The following is a 15,315-nucleotide window of genomic DNA, read 5'->3' as shown; positions in this document are numbered from 1 at the left end:
CGCCGATGATAGTGCGGATTCCCGTGTGAAAGTAGGTCATCGCCAGGCTCTTATTGTGCAAAACCCCTCGACAGCGTGTGCTGCGAGGGGTTTTTGCTTTGGTTTTTTCGTCGTCATCAACGGCACCCGCCCCCAATCCCCGTTGTTTTCCCGCTGCATTCCGGGTACCCCAGCATTCCTGCTCCACACACCTTCTGCTATGTTCAACTCCCAAGTGCCCACGAGCGGCACGAAGCCGTTTGCATCAAGCAGCAAGCAGTGAGCAATAGACAGGCCCTTGCCAAGGAAGCAGGGCCAGTTCCGGGATTCGAGGGGTTACATGACGGCCAAGGCGTTTCGGCTGGTTCTTACTGGCGCCGCCAGCGCGCTGATGCTGGCAGGATGCGCATCCAATCCCCCCGGTTCCGCAGGCTTATCCACCGCCGAAACTGATTCGGCACAGGCGGGCAGCATTTCCGCGGTCGACTGCCAGGCTTTTGCCAAGCGCATGGCGGCGTACGCGCAGACGCAGCGCGCTACCGAGCAGGGCGAGCTGCCTTCGGCCACGCCGGCTAATTCCTTCACAGCGGCTAACGGCCGCGCTGTGGAGGCCGATGCAGGCGAAGACGGAGAGGAGACCGACGCCGCGCCGACGACGCTGCCTACGCTTCCACTGTTCTCGGTGGCGCAACGCGCAGGACATCTGCCGGTCGGCTGGCAGCCATGGACCATCAACCGCAACAAGATCCCCACCCGCTATGCGATGACCGAAGTCGACCAGCGCGTGGTCGTCCATGCACAGGCCGATAGCTCGGCATCCGGCCTCTATGTACCGCTGCACGATCGCGATGCCGGCATGGTCCGCTGGAGCTGGAAGACCAGCGGGATCATCCGCAATGCAGACAACAGCCACGGTCCGCGCGAGGATTCTCCGCTGCGCCTGTTCGTCGCCTTCGACGGCGACAAGGGCAGTCTGCCGCTGAAAGACCAGTTGATGTACGAGATGGCACGGCTCACCACCGGCCGCGAAATGCCTTACGCCACGTTGATGTACATCTGGGGCGGCAAGCGCGCCGAAGGCTCGGTGGTGGCCAATCCGCATACCGACCGCGTGCGCATGATCGTGGTCGATAGCGGCACGAAGCATGCCAATGAGTGGCGATGCCACGAACGCGACCTGCGCGCGGACTACCGCAAGGCGTTCGGCACCGATCCCGGGCGAGTGGTTGCGGTCGGCATCATGACCGATACCGACAACACCAGGAGCAAGGCGGAATCCTGGTACGGGGATATCGCGCTGGACTGAGGGCAACGTGGCGGCGTCAGCCGCCGACCGGCTCGGCCATCGCCAGCAGCGCGAACGAGGCCAGCCAGTGTGTCGAGACATAGTCGCCGGCAACGGCATAGGGCAGCGATGCCTCGATATGGTCGGACCAGGCGCGCACGGCCAGCGGGCGCAGCGGTTCCGGCAACGCCGGCTCCAGCAGGCGCCAGCACCACGCGCGCGACAGGTTCAACCCGTCGAGATGCGACGTCTTGGGATCGCTGCGATTGGCGACCTCTACTGGAGTCAGCCAGTTGGCCAGTTCCGCCGGCCCAGGCACGAACATTTCCCACCATTGCCCGAACGCGCTGCCGTCCATGACGGCATGCATCAATACGGCTTCGGTCATGCCGCCCGACAGGAATTCATCGCCGCCCGGCTCATAGCGCGCCGGATAGCTGCGGTCGTGCCCGAACCAACGATGCGCGCGCCGCACGATGGCGCGCCGCAACGCCGTGTCCTGCGCTGCGCGCGCGTAGGCCAGCGCCATCACGCAGGCAAAGGCGCTGTTGAAGTGTGTGCCGGTGCGCACCGGGAAATCCGCCGCGTCCAGAAACTCAGCCAATTGCCGCGACAGGTGCGAGGCGAGCGGAGCGCAGGCTTCGGCCCATGCCACGGCGCGCGGATCCAGCTGAGCCAGCGCCAGCAATTCGGCCTGCAGCTTCATTACCCAGCCCCAGCCATACGGACGTTCGAACGTCCGCGAACCGGGCCGATGGAAATAGTCCAGTTCGACCGCGATATGCTGCGGCCGCAGCTGCGCGTCGAGCGCATCGCGAAGTTCGTCCGCTTCATCCAGGTCAGGGTACAGCGCCAGCAGCCGCACCAGCAGCCAGTGCATGTGCACGCTCGAATGCCAGTCGTAGCTGCCGCAAAAGGCCGGGTGCCAGTTCGCCGGCTCGGCCACGTCGCCGGCGGCGCACATCATGTGATCCACCTTGTACGGATAGCGGCGCAGGATATTGTCCAGTGCCACGCGCGCAAAGCTGCGCGCCGTCCCCCGATCAAGCGCCGAGCGGCCCATGCAGATGCTCCCCCTGTCTTGCGCGAATGCGCTGTTATCGATTCTGCCTGCAGGCTGCGCCTTGAGTTCTTGTTGTTACACAGGTGCCAGCCACTTCTCCACCAGCCGCACGAAGAAAGTCGAGCCCACCGGCAGCAATTCGTCGTTGAAGTCGTAGCTGGGGTTATGCAGCATGCAGGGTCCCATGCCATGCCCGCTGTCGCGGTGTGCGCCGTCGCCGTTGCCGAGGAACAGGTAGCAGCCCGGCTTTTCCTGCAGCATGAAGGAGAAATCCTCGGCGCCCATGGTCGGCTCGATGTCGCTGTCGACATTGGCTTCGCCCACCAGTTCGGCGGCGACCGCGGCGGCGAAGCCGGTTTCGGCTTCGGTGTTGATCGCGGGCGGATAGTTGCGGTGGAATTCGTAGTCGACGGTGCAGTCAAACGCGCTCGCGACAGCGCGGGACACTTCCTCCATGCGCCGCTCGATCAGGTCGAGCACCGGCACCGTGAACGTGCGCACCGTACCGCCGATCCAGGCTTCGTTCGGCACGATATTGGTTGCGTCGCCGGCATGGAACTGCGTGACCGAGATCACCGCGGTATCGATGGGGCGCTTGTTGCGGGTGATGATCCCCTGCAGCGCCGAGACGATCTGCGCGGCGGTGAAGACTGGATCGTTGCCATTGTGCGGCATGGCCGCATGCGCACCCTTGCCGCGCACGACGATGCGGAATTCATTGCTCGATGCCATCAGCGGACCCGTGCGCGTGCCGAAGGCGCCTACCGGCATGCCTGGCCAGTTGTGCACGCCGAATACCGCATCGCAGGGAAAACGGGAGAACAGTCCGTCCTTGATCATTTCGCGCGCACCGCCGCCGCCTTCCTCGGCCGGCTGGAAGATCAGGTGCACGGTGCCGTCGAAGGGCTTGTGCTGCGCCAGGTAGCGCGCCGCGCCGAGCAGCATCGCGGTATGCCCGTCGTGGCCACATGCATGCATCTTGCCCGCATGCTGTGAACGGTGGCCGAAGGTGTTGGCCTCTTGCAGCGGCAGGGCGTCCATGTCGGCGCGCAGGCCGATGGTGCGCGCGCTGCTGCCATTGCGGATCACCCCGACCAGGCCGGTGGTGCCGAGGCCGCGATGCACTTCGATGCCCCACGCCTCGAGGTTGCGCGCAACCACGTCGGCGGTGCGCTGTTCTTCGAAGCAGAGTTCCGGATGAGCGTGGATATCGCGGCGGATCGCGCGGATTTCGGCCTGCGCCTGCAGGATTTCGGGGATGAGCTTCATGATGCCGGAGTCTGGGCGTGGCGAGCCGGGTAGGCGTCGGATAACCCCGATCATACGATGCCTCTCGGAAAAGCGCCAAAATGCGCCGGTTCGTGCCTCATCCAGCGAATGGCGCGGTGCAATATGCCAAATGGTGTGGGTTTCCCCGCATTGCCCTCGCATGTCGACTGCTGGAACAGTTCATGCTTGAAGTGCCCGGCCGGCAAATTGCCGTTTTGCGCTGCATCACTGCGCCCAGATTGCGCACCAAAAAGCAGCGCCCGTGCGCGACCTGCTGCGTGACCCGCGGCGCGCGCATTGCCGATCCTAAAACGTCTGCTTCACTTCCTACAGGGAGAATTGCGCGATGTCCCTTCGCACTTTCAAGAAGGCAATCGGTGTTGTCGCCGTGGCCGGGGCCCTTGGCCTGGCCTGGTCCGGCAGCGCCCAGGCCGCGGACCTCAAACTGGCCATGAGTTCGCCGCCGACCTCGATGGATCCGCATTTCTACAACCTGTTCTCCAATATCAACGTGTCGGAGCACATCTTCGACTCGCTGGTGAAGATGGATCCGGACAGCCGCATCATCCCGGGCCTGGCCGAATCCTGGAAGCTGGTCAACAACCTGACCTGGGAATTCAAGATCCGACAGGGCGTGAAGTTCCATGACGGTTCCGAGCTGACCACCGAAGACATCGTCTGGTCGCTGGACCGCCCGGCCACCATCCAGAACAGCCCTGGCAAGTTCGACGTCTACACCAAGGCGATCGTCAACAAGAAGGTGATCGACAAGTACACCATCCAGCTGACCACCAACAAGCCGTACCCGCTGATGCTGAACGACCTGACGTCGATCTTCATCGTGCAGAAGAAGGCCACGCAGGGCCTGAGCTCGGACGATTTCGCCCAGGGCAAGGGCATGATCGGCACCGGGCCGTTCAAGTTCGTCAGCTACGCCCGCGACGACCGGGTCGAACTGGTGCGCAACGACAACTACTGGGGAGCCAAGCCGGCGTGGGAAAAGGCCACGCTGCGCTTTATCCCGAACCCGGCCACGCGCCTTGCGGCGCTGCTGTCGGGCGACGTGCAGGCGATCGAGAACGTGCCGACGCCCGACCTGCCCAAGGTGCGGCAGGATCCCAAGCTGTCGTTCTTCTCGAAGATCTCGCACCGCGTGATCTACCTGTATTTCGATGCCAAGCGCGACAAGTCGCCCTACGTCACCACGAAGGAAGGCGCGCCGCTGGACAAGAATCCGCTGAAGGACGCGCGCGTGCGCAATGCCATCAGCATGGCGATCAACCGGCAGGGCATCAAGGACCGGCTGATGGAAGGCCTGTCGGAGCCGACCAACAACCTGGTGCCGCCCACGCTGTTCGGCTACAACCCCAACCTGAAGACGGTCAAGTACGACCCCGAAGGCGCCAAGAAGCTGCTGGCCCAGGCCGGCTACCCGAACGGCTTCGGCGTGACGCTGCACACGCCCAACAATCGCTACGTCAACGACGAGAAGATCGCGCAGACCATCGCGCAGAACCTGACCCGCATCGGCATCGTTACCAAGGTGGAAGGCATGCCGATGGCGACGTACTCGTCCAAGGGCATCAAGCATGAGTGGTCGTTCGGCCTGCTCGGGTGGGGCGCCCAGACCGGCGAGGTCAGCTCGCCGCTGCGCGCGCTGCTGGCGTGCGAGGACAGCAAGAAGGGCTTCGGCACCACCAACTGGGGCGAATACTGCAACCCAAAGATGGACGTGGTGCTGGAACAGGCGCTGTCTACCGTGAATGATGCCGAACGCTCCAAGATGCTGCAGGAAGCCACCGCGATCGCGATCAACGATGGCGGTATCATCCCGATCCACCAGCAGGTGACCACCTGGGCCACGCAGAAGGGCATCGTCTATGTGCCGCGTACCGACGAGCGCACCTACGCGCATAACTTCAAGCCCCAGTAAGCAGGCTGCCTGCTGCTGAGTTCGCGGTGCCGCGCATGGCTGCTGCGCCGCCCGGAAGCGTATCGCGCTCCTGGGCGGCGTGCGCATTCGCGCGCGAAAGGATAGTGGTCTGAATATGCTGGTTTTCATCATCCGGCGCCTGATGCAGAGTGTAGTGGTGCTCTTCGTCATGTCGCTGCTGGTTTTCCTCGGCGTCTTTGCCATCGGCAATCCCGTCGACATCCTGATCAACCCGCAGGCCGACCAGGAGGACATCAAGCGCACCATCGCGGCGCTCGGCCTGGACAAGCCGCTGTGGGAGCAATACTGGGTGTTCCTGCAGAATGCGCTGCAAGGTAACCTCGGTACTTCGTTCGCGCACGGCACGCCGGCGCTCAAGCTGATCTTCGAGCGCATGCCAGCCACCATGGAGCTGGCCGTCTGCGCGATCCTGCTGGCGATCGTGCTGGGCATTCCGCTGGGGCTGTGGGCCGGGTTGCGGCCCAACGGCGTGGCGGGCAAGTCGATCATGACGGTGTCGATCCTCGGGTTCTCGCTGCCCACCTTCTGGGTCGGCCTGATGCTGATCATGGTGTTCGCGGTGCAGCTCGGCTGGCTGCCGTCCAACGGGCGCGGCGAGACCGTGCGCGTGCTCGGCATCCCGCTCAGCTTCCTGACCGTCGACGGCATCCGCCACCTGGTGCTGCCGGCGGTGACGCTGTCGCTGCTGAATATCGCCATGGTGATCCGGCTTACGCGCGCCGGCACGCAGGAGGCGATGCTGCAGGACTACGTCAAGTTTGCGCGCGCCAAGGGCTTGTCCAATACGCGCATCGTCGGCGTGCACGTGCTGAAGAACATCCTGATTCCGATCGTCACGGTGATCGCGCTGCAGTTCGGCTCGATCATCGCGTTCGCAATCGTGACCGAATCGATCTTTGCCTGGCCCGGCATGGGCAAGCTGATCATCGACTCGATCCAACTGCTGGACCGGCCGGTGATCGTGGCCTACCTGATGGTGATCGTGACGCTGTTCATCCTGATCAACCTGGTGGTGGACATCATCTACAGCATGCTCGATCCGCGCGTGCGCATTGCCGACAACAAGGGCTGAGCCATGACTGCCGCAACCGTCGAACCGCAAGACAAGACGCCGCCGGGCGTACCACCGGCCGCACCGCCGGCCGCGCGCGAACAGTCGCCGTGGCGCCGCTTTGCCATGGAGTTCTTTTCCAGCAAGATCGCCGTGGCCGGGCTGGCCACGCTGGTCACCATCATCCTGATTGCGATCCTTGCGCCATGGCTGGCGCCGCAGAACCCGTATGACCTGGCTACGCTCGACGTGCTCGACGCCCGGCTGGCGCCGGGCGAGAAGGCCGGCACCGGCATGACCTTCCTGCTCGGCTCGGACGAGCAGGGGCGCGACATCCTGTCGGCGGTGATGTACGGGCTGCGCATCAGCATCGGCGTGGGCGTGGTGAGCACCGTGATCGCGCTCTTGCTCGGTGCCACGCTGGGGCTGCTGGCCGGCTTCCTGGGCGGGCGTACCGAGGCGTTCATCATGCGCGTGGCCGACCTGCAGCTGTCGTTCCCGCCGATCCTGCTGGCGCTGATCCTGCTGGCGTTCCTGCGCCCGGGGCTGGGCAACATTGTGATCGCGCTGGTGGCGGTGCAGTGGGCCTACTACGCGCGCACCACGCGCAGCGCCGCGCTGGTGGAGCGCCGCAAGGAATATATCGAGGCGGCCACCTGCCTGGGCCTGCCGCCGCGGCGCATCATGTTCCGCCACCTGCTGCCCAACTGCCTGCCGCCGCTGATCGTGATCGCGGCGCTGCAGGTGGCGTCGGCGATCACGCTGGAGGCGACGCTGTCGTTCCTCGGGCTGGGCGTGCCGATCACGGAGCCGTCGCTGGGCTCGCTGATCTCCAACGGCCAGCAATACATGCTGTCGGGCAAGTACTGGATCAGCTTCTTCCCGGGCATCGCGCTGGTGGTCACCATCGTGGCGATGAACCTGGTCGCCGACCAGTTGCGCGACGTGCTCAACCCGCGCCTGCAGACGCAATAACCCGCGGGAGACCGACATGGCACAACCTACGCTGGTCGTAGAGAACCTGAAGACGCATTTCTACACGCGCGGCGGCATTGCCAAGGCTGTCGACGACGTGTCCTTTACCGTGGGCCGCGGCGAGATCATGGGGCTGGTGGGCGAGTCCGGCTCCGGCAAGTCGATGACCGGCTACTCGATCATGGGCCTGATCGACCCGCCCGGGAAGGTCGTCGACGGGCGCATTGCGCTGACCAGCCGCGACGGCATCACGCGTGACCTGCGCGCGCTGACGCCGGCGCAGCAGCGCGACGTGCGCGGCAACCGCATCGCGATGATCTTCCAGGATCCGATGATGACGCTCAACCCGGTCCTGCGCATTGACACGCAGATGATCGAGGCGGTGCTGGCGCACGAGAACGTCGGCAAGGCGGTGGCGCGCGAGCGCGCGCGCAATGCGCTGGCGCGGGTCGGCATCCCGTCGCCGGACGAGCGCCTGCTGGCCTATCCGCACCAGTTCTCGGGCGGCATGCGCCAGCGCGTGGCGATCGCGATCGCGCTGCTGAACAAGCCCGACCTGATCATCGCCGACGAGCCGACCACGGCGCTCGACGTCACCATCCAGGGCCAGATCCTGTACGAGATGCAGACCCTGTGCCGCGAATCCGGCACGGCGCTGATCTGGATCACGCACGACCTGTCGGTGGTGGCGGGGCTGGCCGATACCGTGTGCGTGATGTATGCCGGCAAGATTGTCGAGGCGGGCGATGTGCGCCAGGTGCTCGAGCATCCCGAGCATCCGTACACGCACGGCCTCATCGGTTCAGCGCCGTCGCGCAACCCGCGCGGCGCGCCGCTGCGGCAGATCCCGGGGATGACGCCATCGCTGCTGAACCTGCCGGGCGGTTGCTCGTTCCGCGAGCGCTGCCCGTACGCGACCGCCGCGTGCAAGACCGAGCCGCCGCTGGAGACCGCGCCTGACGGCCGCCGCCTGCGCTGCTTCCACCCGGTGCTGGCCAACCAGGAGGCGGCATGACCACGACTGAACTGCAATCCCGACCGATGGCAAACACTGCGGCCGCTCCCGGTGAGACGCCCGCGGCGCCGCTGCTGGAGCTGCGCGGCGTGTCCAAGCGTTTCGTCAAGTCGCTCGACACCGCGGCGCGCATCGCCAACCTGTTCGGCGCCCATGCGCGCGAAGAGGTGGTGCATGCGGTCGACCGCGTCGACCTGAGCATCCGCACCGGCGAGGTGGTGGGCCTGGTCGGCGAATCCGGCTGCGGCAAGTCCACGCTGGGCCGCATGGCCGTCGGCCTGCACACGCTGACGGAAGGTGATCGGCTGTGGCGCGGCACCAACCTCGACCACCTGCCGCCGGACAAGCGCCGCGAGAAGCAGCTGGCGATCCAGATGATCTTCCAGGATCCGTACGCTTCCCTCAATCCGCGGCTGCGCGTGCTGGACATCGTCGGTGAGGCGCCGGTGGTGCACGGCATGGTCGACCGTGGCGGGCAGAAGGGCTATGTCGAGGACATGCTGGTGCGCGTCGGCATGGACCCGACCGTGCTGCGGCGCTTCCCGCACCAGTTCTCGGGCGGGCAGCGCGCGCGCATCGGCATTGCGCGGGCGCTGGCGGTGAAGCCGGAATTCCTGGTCTGCGATGAGTCGGTGGCGGCACTCGACGTATCGATCCAGGCGCAGGTGCTGAACCTGTTCATGCGGCTGCGCGAAGAGCTGAACCTGACCTACCTGTTCATCAGCCATGACCTTGGCGTGGTCAAGCACATCAGCGACCGGGTGGTGATCATGTACCTGGGGCGGGTGGTCGAGTCGGCGCCGACCGAGGACGTGTTCGCCGCGCCGAACCATCCGTACACGCAGGCGCTGCTGGCCGAAGCGCCGAAGCTGGAGGTCGGCAAGAAAACCTATGTGGCGATCAAGGGCGAGATTCCATCACCATTGAATCCGCCGTCGGGGTGCCATTTCCATCCGCGCTGTCCGTATGCGATGCCACGTTGCAAGGAGGAGCAGCCGGCGTTGAAGGAGATCGCGCCGATGCGGTTTTCGGCTTGCCATTTGAATGACATGAAGTAGGAGAGGACCCAAGCCGTCTTGCTCCCCTCTCCCAGAGGGAGAGGGGAGAAACCAAACGCGGCTGGAAAACTCACCGGATCACCTGCCCCTTCGAATTGATCACCGTCATCTCCACGAACCGTGACCCCACATGGTTCTCCGGCGTGAAGTTGACGATGAATCCGCCCAGGTCAAGGCTGCGCATCGATTCCAGTGCCGTCACCAGCTTCTCGCGCGTCAGGTCCTTGCCCGCGCGGCGCAGCCCTTCGGTAAAGGCCTTCGCCGCGATGTAGCCCTCGATGCTGGCGTAGTCGAACTCGTTCGGCTTGCCGGCGGCCTGAAGCAGGCGCAGGTATTCGCGCACCACCGGCAGCGTTGCGTTGCCCGGATGCGGCATCACCTGCGAGATGATCACGCCGCTGCCTTTCGCGCCGACCTCGTTTGCCAGCGCCTGCGTGCCGACGAAGGAAACGTTGTAGAACTGCCCGTTGTAGCCGCGCCGCAGCGCTTCCTTGACGAAGGCGCCGGCCGTGCGATACGCGCTGATCATCACCACGGTATCGGGCTGGGCCTTGATAACGCCCTGCATGGCGTCACCGATTTCCACCGTATTGCGGACCACGGCTTCGCGCGCGACCAGCTGCACCCCACTGTCGGTGGCGCTCTTCAGCGCGCGTTCCAGCTCTTCCAGCTCGGCCTTGCCGTAGGCATCGTCGTTGTAGACCACGGCCACGCGCTTCAGGCCGGTGGTCTGGATCTGGCGCAGGATCGCCGCGGCTTCGTCGCCGTAGCCGGCACGGACATGGAAGACGTAGCGGCTGCGCGGCTCGCGCACCGAGCGCGCGCCGGTATACGGGCCGAAGAACGGCACCCTGGCCTGTGTCGCCAGCGGCAGCGCGGCCTGGCTGGTGGGCGTGCCGACGTAGCCAAACAGCGCGAAAACGCGGTCTTCCTCGATCAGCTTCCGTGTGTTCTTGGCGGCAGGCTCGGGCTCGTAGTAGTCGTCCAGCGCCTCGAGCCGGATCTTGCGGCCAAAAATGCCGCCTTGCTGGTTGATGTGGTCGAAATAGAGCCGTGCGCCCGCGTGCATCTGCTTGCCGAGCGACGCGGCGGGCCCGGTCAGCGCGGCCGATTGGCCCAGCCGGATGGTATCGGCGGTGACGCCGGTTTCGGATGTGGCAGTGCTGGCGATGGCAGCGCCGGATGCGCCGCCCGTGCCGATGGCGCACGCCACCAGCAGGCCGGCAAGCCGGCCATTGACCCCGGATCGGAAAAACATAAACCCCCGCAAAATATGGTTCGGTTACCCGTTCGCCGCCATGCGCCGGTCTGCGCCGGCATTGGTCGGCAAGCGCGCCGCCAGCATGGGGCCGGCCGCGCGCCGGCACATCATAATCGAATACAATCCGATCGAGATACTCCCCGCGCCTGGTCCCGTACGCCCGCACGGACGGGGACGCGCCGCAGCGCCGGCGCCGGCCCGCGACCCGCGGCAACCGCGCCATAAACCTCACGTTCCGACCGAACGAAAGATAACGACTGACCGCCAGCCCCCCGGAGATCCCATGGCTTCCCGCATTGTCCGCGCCGCCTGCCCGCATGACTGCCCCGACACCTGTGCCTTGCTCGTCACCGTCGAGGACGGCCGCGCCGTCAAGGTGGCCGGCGATCCGGACCATCCCGGCACGCAGGGCGTGCTGTGCACCAAAGTATCGCGCTACACCGAACGCACCTACCACCCCGACCGCCTGCTGACGCCGATGAAGCGCATCGGCAGGAAAGGCGAGGGCAAGTTCGCACCGATTTCCTGGGATGAAGCGCTCGACACCATCGCAACGCGCCTGCAAGCCATCGCCGCGCGCGATCCGCAGGCCATCGTGCCGTACAGCTATGCCGGCACCATGGGCCTGGTGCAGGGCGAGAGCATGGCCGCACGCTTCTTCCACAAGCTGGGCGCGTCGCGGCTGGACCGCACCATCTGCGCCAGCGCCGGCGCCACCGCGTTGCGCTATACCTATGGCGCCAGCGTCGGCATGGACATGGAGCACGTGGTCGATGCGAAGCTGGTGATCATCTGGGGCGGCAACCCGATCGCTTCCAACCTGCATTTCTGGACACGTGCGCAGGAAGCCAAGCGGCGCGGCGCCACGCTGGTGGCGATCGATCCCTACCGTTCGCTGAGTGCCGAGAAATGCCACCGCCATATCGCGCCGATGCCCGGCACCGACGGCGCGCTCGCGCTGGGCATGATCCATGTGCTGGTCCGCGACGGGCTGCTCGACCATGACTACATCGAACGCCACACGGTGGGCTTCGAGGCACTGCGAGAGCGCGCCCAGGCCTATCCGCCGGCACGCGTGGCCGAGATCTGCGGCATTCCGGTCGAAGACATCGAGTGGCTGGCAGGCCTCTACGGCCAGCTGGCGGTGCGCGAGCGCCAGCCGGTGGCGATCCGCCTGAACTACGGCATGCAGCGCGTGCACGGCGGCGGCCAGGCGGTGCGGGCGGTGGCGTGCCTGCCCTCGCTGGTGGGCGCGTGGCGCCATGCCGCCGGGGGGCTGCAGCTGTCGACCTCGGGCTTCTTCCCGATCAACGATGCCGCGCTGCAGCGGCCTGACCTGCTGCCGGGCGGGCCCGGCAAACTGCCGCGCCTGGTCAACATGAGCACCATCGGCGATGCGCTGCTGGCTGACCCCGCGCCCGGCGCGCCGCGGATCGAGGCGGTGGTCGTCTACAACAGCAACCCGGTCGCGGTGGCGCCGGAGTCGGCCAAGGTCGCTGCCGGCTTCGCGCGCGAGGACCTGTTCACGGTGGTGCTCGAGCATTTCCGCACCGATACCGCCGACTACGCCGACATCCTGTTGCCGGCCACCACGCAGCTCGAGCACACCGACGTGCACAAGGCCTACGGCCACACGTATTTCCTCGCCAACAACGCCGCGATCGCACCGATGGGCGAGGCGCTGCCCAATACCGAGATCTTCCGCCGCCTGGCGCAGCGCATGGGTTTCACCGAGCCGTGCTTCGCCGACACCGACGAGGACATCGCCGCGCAGGCGATCCTCCCGGGCGATGCCCGCGCCGCCGGCATCAGCTGGGCGTCGCTCAAGGAGCAGGGCTGGCAGAAGCTGGCGCTGGCGCCGGCACCGTTCGCCGAAGGCGGCTTTCCCACCGCCTCGGGCAAGTGCCAGTTCTATTCCGAGCCGATGGCCCGCGATGGCTTCGACCCGCTGCCCGACTACGTGCCGCAGTACGAGTCCCCCGCGACCGCGCCGGAACTCGCGGCGCGCTACCCGCTGGCGATGATCTCGCCGCCTGCGCGCAACTTCCTGAACAGCTCGTTCGTCAATGTCGACAGCCTGCGCGCCACCGAGGGCGAGCCGCACCTGGACATCCACCCGGCCGACGCCGCCGAGCGCGGCATCGTGCACGGCGCCATGGTGCGCGCCTTCAACGACCGCGGCAGCATGCTGGCGCGCGCCCGCGTGACCGACCGCGCCCGGCGCGGGCTGGTGGTGGGCCTGTCGATCTGGTGGAAGAAGCTGGCCTCGGACGGCAAGAACGCCAACGAACTGACCAGCCAGCGCCTGACCGACCTGGGCCGGGCGCCGGTATTCTATGACTGCCTGGTGCAGGTCGAGGCCTGCACGGAAGGGGCAGTCCAGCCCGCATGAATACCCGGCAAGGCGCGCGGCCGGGCCGCCGGCGCGGGGCGGCAATCCTGGCGGCGTCGGTCATGACGGGCCTGGCCCTGCTCACGGCCGGATGCGAAACCGTGGGCTACTACGCGCAGTCGATCGGCGGCCACCTCGGCGTGATGGCGCAGGCGCAGCCGCTCAACGACGCTATCGCCGGCGCACGCGACGCCAACGACGCGCGCCTGGCGCAACGGCTGGCGCTGGCCGGCCGCATCCGCGACTACGCGTCGCGCGAGCTGAAGCTGCCCGACAACGGCAGCTACCGCCGCTATGCCAACCTGCACCGGCCCTATGTGGTGTGGAGCGTGTTCGCCACGCCCGAGTTGTCGATGGAGCTGCGCAAGTGGTGCTTCCCTATCGTCGGCTGCATCAGCTACCGGGGATACTACGCGCAGGACGACGCCGAGCAGTACGCGCAGGGCCTGCGCCGCGACGGCCTGGAAGCGTACGTCGCAGGCATCCCCGCCTATTCGACGCTGGGCTATTTCGACGACCCGCTGCTCAATACCTTCGTCTACCTGCCGGAGGGCGAGCTGGCGCGGCTGATCTTCCACGAACTGGCGCACCAGGTCGTCTACGTGCGCAACGACACCGCCTTCAACGAGTCCTTTGCCACCGCCGTGGAAGCCGCCGGCGTGGAGCGCTGGCTGGCGGAGGATGCCTCGGAGGATGCGCGCACCAGCTACCGGCAGTACGACGCGCGCCGCCAGCAGTTCCGCGCGCTGCTGCTCGGCACGCGCGACCGGCTGGCGGCGCTGTACCAGACGCCGCTGGACGGCGAAGCCAAGCGCGAGGGCAAGGCCAGGATCTTCGCCGACATGCGCGAGCAATACGCTCGGCTCAAGCTGGAGTGGGGCAACTACAGCGGCTATGACCGCTGGTTCGACCAGCCGCTGACCAATGCCCACCTGGCGGCGGTGGCGACGTACCAGCAGTGGGTGCCGGCCTTTACCGCGCTGCTGGCGCAGTGCGATGGCGACTGGCGCCGCTTCTATGCCGAAGCCGGCCGCATCGGCGCGCTGCCGGCCGCCGAGCGCGAGGCCACGCTGCGCCGGCTGGCGCCGCCCGCTACCCGCGTCGATACGCTGACCGCGAGCGGCACGGCGGCCGGGCCCGACTGACGGCTGGCAGGTATCGATAAAGCGCGGTTTCCCTTCGGGCTGGCCATGTTGAGCGCGCGGCCACGCTGGCAGCCCCATGCCGCCATGCGAGAATTGCGATCATGTCGACCGTACAGAGACCCGCCCCCGCAGACGTTGCGCCCGAGCCCGTGCCGGCACGCATGCAAATCGCCGAGCGCCAGGAAGCGCGCCGCCGCCAGATCCTCGATACCGCCGCGCAGCTCTTCTATACCAAGGGCTATCCCGGCATGACCATGAACGACCTGTGCCGCGCGCTGGGCGTGACCAAGCCGGCGGTCTACTACTACTTCACCGACAAGTACGAGATCTTCGACATCCTGTGCCGCGAGTCGGCGCAGACCTGCCTGCCCGTGATCCGCGAGACCGCCGACCCGGCGCTGCCGGTGCGCGAGCGCCTGCATGCCTGCCTGCTCGAAATGGCACGCCGCTGCGTTGCCTGCCACGTGCCCGCGACGCTCAGCTTCCGCGACCACCAGTACCTGCGCCCCGATACCGTGGCCTGGCTCGACAGCATGGCGCGCGGCTTCTACCGCGACCTGTATGCGTTGCTGGAAGAGGGCAAGCGCGAGGGCGTGTTTGCCTTTGGCGATGCGCGCGTGACGGCGCATGCAATCGGCAGCGTGGTCGGCTTCATGTACACGTGGCACCAGCCGGGCCGCATGGATGACGAGGCGCTTGCGCACGAACTCGCCACCAACATGATGAAGCTGGTGCTGCCCGGCGGAGGTTGAACCCACGGGCCTAGGGGTTATCCCGCTGCCACCGCGGCACCGGTGGCGCATAATGCCCGTCAGGGGCGCGTGCGTAGTGCAATGTCCCCGAGGACTTCGTCTAAGTTGTTGTTTTA

General features: G+C 66.4%; 13 protein-coding genes. 9 read left to right on the top strand and 4 right to left on the bottom strand.

Features of this window, described 5'->3' with window-relative positions; all coding sequences use genetic code 11:
- A partial coding sequence (locus J8I34_RS22800) for a hypothetical protein (protein WP_209807077.1) occupies positions 1 to 187 on the bottom strand: 187 nt, incomplete at its 3' end.
- Between the two features lie 132 nt (positions 188 to 319).
- On the opposite strand from J8I34_RS22800, the gene J8I34_RS22795 reads away from it, so the two are divergent.
- Complete coding sequence (locus tag J8I34_RS22795; RefSeq protein ID WP_209774318.1) at positions 320 to 1,285, top strand: DUF3047 domain-containing protein; 966 nt, start codon at positions 320 to 322, stop codon at positions 1,283 to 1,285.
- A 16-nt stretch (positions 1,286 to 1,301) separates the two neighbouring features.
- Here J8I34_RS22795 and J8I34_RS22790 read toward each other — a convergent pair whose 3' ends face one another.
- Together J8I34_RS22790 and J8I34_RS22785 are read right to left on the bottom strand one after the other, a co-directional pair.
- On the bottom strand, positions 1,302 to 2,327 hold the full coding sequence (locus J8I34_RS22790) for a DUF2891 domain-containing protein (protein ID WP_209807076.1): 1,026 nt from the start codon (positions 2,325 to 2,327) through the stop codon (positions 1,302 to 1,304).
- Between the two features lie 75 nt (positions 2,328 to 2,402).
- Positions 2,403 to 3,596, bottom strand: coding sequence for a M20 aminoacylase family protein (locus tag J8I34_RS22785; RefSeq protein WP_209807075.1), 1,194 nt, complete (start codon positions 3,594 to 3,596; stop codon positions 2,403 to 2,405).
- 346 nt (positions 3,597 to 3,942) lie between these two features.
- Between J8I34_RS22785 and J8I34_RS22780 the strand changes: the two genes are divergently transcribed.
- The 5 genes from J8I34_RS22780 to J8I34_RS22760 all read left to right on the top strand — a co-directional run bounded on the left by J8I34_RS22780 (position 3,943) and on the right by J8I34_RS22760 (position 9,649).
- Entirely contained in the window at positions 3,943 to 5,529 is a 1,587-nt protein-coding gene (locus J8I34_RS22780; protein WP_209761210.1) for an ABC transporter substrate-binding protein, read from the top strand.
- 115 nt (positions 5,530 to 5,644) lie between these two features.
- Positions 5,645 to 6,622 carry an ABC transporter permease gene (locus J8I34_RS22775; RefSeq protein ID WP_029048052.1) on the top strand — a complete coding sequence of 326 codons (978 nt, stop codon included), beginning with the start codon at positions 5,645 to 5,647 and terminating at the stop codon, positions 6,620 to 6,622.
- A gap of 3 nt (positions 6,623 to 6,625) precedes the next feature.
- Complete coding sequence (locus J8I34_RS22770; protein ID WP_029048053.1) at positions 6,626 to 7,576, top strand: ABC transporter permease; 951 nt, start codon at positions 6,626 to 6,628, stop codon at positions 7,574 to 7,576.
- 16 nt (positions 7,577 to 7,592) lie between these two features.
- On the top strand, positions 7,593 to 8,591 hold the full coding sequence (locus J8I34_RS22765; RefSeq protein ID WP_029048054.1) for an ABC transporter ATP-binding protein: 999 nt from the start codon (positions 7,593 to 7,595) through the stop codon (positions 8,589 to 8,591).
- Positions 8,588 to 9,649: an ABC transporter ATP-binding protein gene (locus J8I34_RS22760; protein WP_029048055.1), complete on the top strand. Its 1,062-nt coding sequence runs from the start codon at positions 8,588 to 8,590 to the stop codon at positions 9,647 to 9,649. Before J8I34_RS22765 ends, J8I34_RS22760 begins: the two co-directional genes overlap by 4 nt.
- Before the next feature lie 70 nt (positions 9,650 to 9,719).
- Here J8I34_RS22760 and J8I34_RS22755 read toward each other — a convergent pair whose 3' ends face one another.
- Positions 9,720 to 10,907, bottom strand: coding sequence for an ABC transporter substrate-binding protein (locus J8I34_RS22755; protein ID WP_209774312.1), 1,188 nt, complete (start codon positions 10,905 to 10,907; stop codon positions 9,720 to 9,722).
- Positions 10,908 to 11,193: 286 nt separating this feature from the next.
- On the opposite strand from J8I34_RS22755, the gene J8I34_RS22750 reads away from it, so the two are divergent.
- From J8I34_RS22750 to J8I34_RS22740, 3 genes are all read left to right on the top strand, one after another.
- Positions 11,194 to 13,302: a molybdopterin-containing oxidoreductase family protein gene (locus J8I34_RS22750; protein WP_029048057.1), complete on the top strand. Its 2,109-nt coding sequence runs from the start codon at positions 11,194 to 11,196 to the stop codon at positions 13,300 to 13,302.
- Positions 13,299 to 14,447: an aminopeptidase gene (locus tag J8I34_RS22745; RefSeq protein ID WP_029048058.1), complete on the top strand. Its 1,149-nt coding sequence runs from the start codon at positions 13,299 to 13,301 to the stop codon at positions 14,445 to 14,447. Before J8I34_RS22750 ends, J8I34_RS22745 begins: the two co-directional genes overlap by 4 nt.
- A gap of 101 nt (positions 14,448 to 14,548) precedes the next feature.
- On the top strand, positions 14,549 to 15,199 hold the full coding sequence (locus J8I34_RS22740; protein ID WP_035877959.1) for a TetR/AcrR family transcriptional regulator: 651 nt from the start codon (positions 14,549 to 14,551) through the stop codon (positions 15,197 to 15,199).
- Positions 15,200 to 15,315 lie beyond the last annotated feature (116 nt).

Origin of the sequence: Cupriavidus phytohabitans (genome assembly GCF_017815025.1) — a bacterium.
In the GTDB taxonomy this organism is placed as follows: Bacteria; Pseudomonadota; Gammaproteobacteria; order Burkholderiales; family Burkholderiaceae; genus Cupriavidus.
The sequence above is the reverse complement of the archived record's forward strand: the minus strand, read 5'-3'. Positions and strand labels throughout refer to the sequence as shown.

Excerpts from the sequence above, each read along its gene's own strand:
- J8I34_RS22765 (WP_029048054.1), top strand. The coding sequence starts at position 7,593 with ATGGCACAACCTACGCTGGTCGTAGAGAACCTGAAGACGCATTTCTAC.
- J8I34_RS22770 (WP_029048053.1), top strand. The coding sequence starts at position 6,626 with ATGACTGCCGCAACCGTCGAACCGCAAGACAAGACGCCGCCGGGCGTA.
- J8I34_RS22740 (WP_035877959.1), top strand. The coding sequence starts at position 14,549 with ATGTCGACCGTACAGAGACCCGCCCCCGCAGACGTTGCGCCCGAGCCC.
- J8I34_RS22775 (WP_029048052.1), top strand. The coding sequence starts at position 5,645 with ATGCTGGTTTTCATCATCCGGCGCCTGATGCAGAGTGTAGTGGTGCTC.
- J8I34_RS22795 (WP_209774318.1), top strand. The coding sequence starts at position 320 with ATGACGGCCAAGGCGTTTCGGCTGGTTCTTACTGGCGCCGCCAGCGCG.
- J8I34_RS22780 (WP_209761210.1), top strand. The coding sequence starts at position 3,943 with ATGTCCCTTCGCACTTTCAAGAAGGCAATCGGTGTTGTCGCCGTGGCC.
- J8I34_RS22790 (WP_209807076.1), bottom strand. The coding sequence starts at position 2,327 with ATGGGCCGCTCGGCGCTTGATCGGGGGACGGCGCGCAGCTTTGCGCGC.
- J8I34_RS22755 (WP_209774312.1), bottom strand. The coding sequence starts at position 10,907 with ATGTTTTTCCGATCCGGGGTCAATGGCCGGCTTGCCGGCCTGCTGGTG.
- J8I34_RS22745 (WP_029048058.1), top strand. The coding sequence starts at position 13,299 with ATGAATACCCGGCAAGGCGCGCGGCCGGGCCGCCGGCGCGGGGCGGCA.
- J8I34_RS22750 (WP_029048057.1), top strand. The coding sequence starts at position 11,194 with ATGGCTTCCCGCATTGTCCGCGCCGCCTGCCCGCATGACTGCCCCGAC.
- J8I34_RS22785 (WP_209807075.1), bottom strand. The coding sequence starts at position 3,596 with ATGAAGCTCATCCCCGAAATCCTGCAGGCGCAGGCCGAAATCCGCGCG.
- J8I34_RS22760 (WP_029048055.1), top strand. The coding sequence starts at position 8,588 with ATGACCACGACTGAACTGCAATCCCGACCGATGGCAAACACTGCGGCC.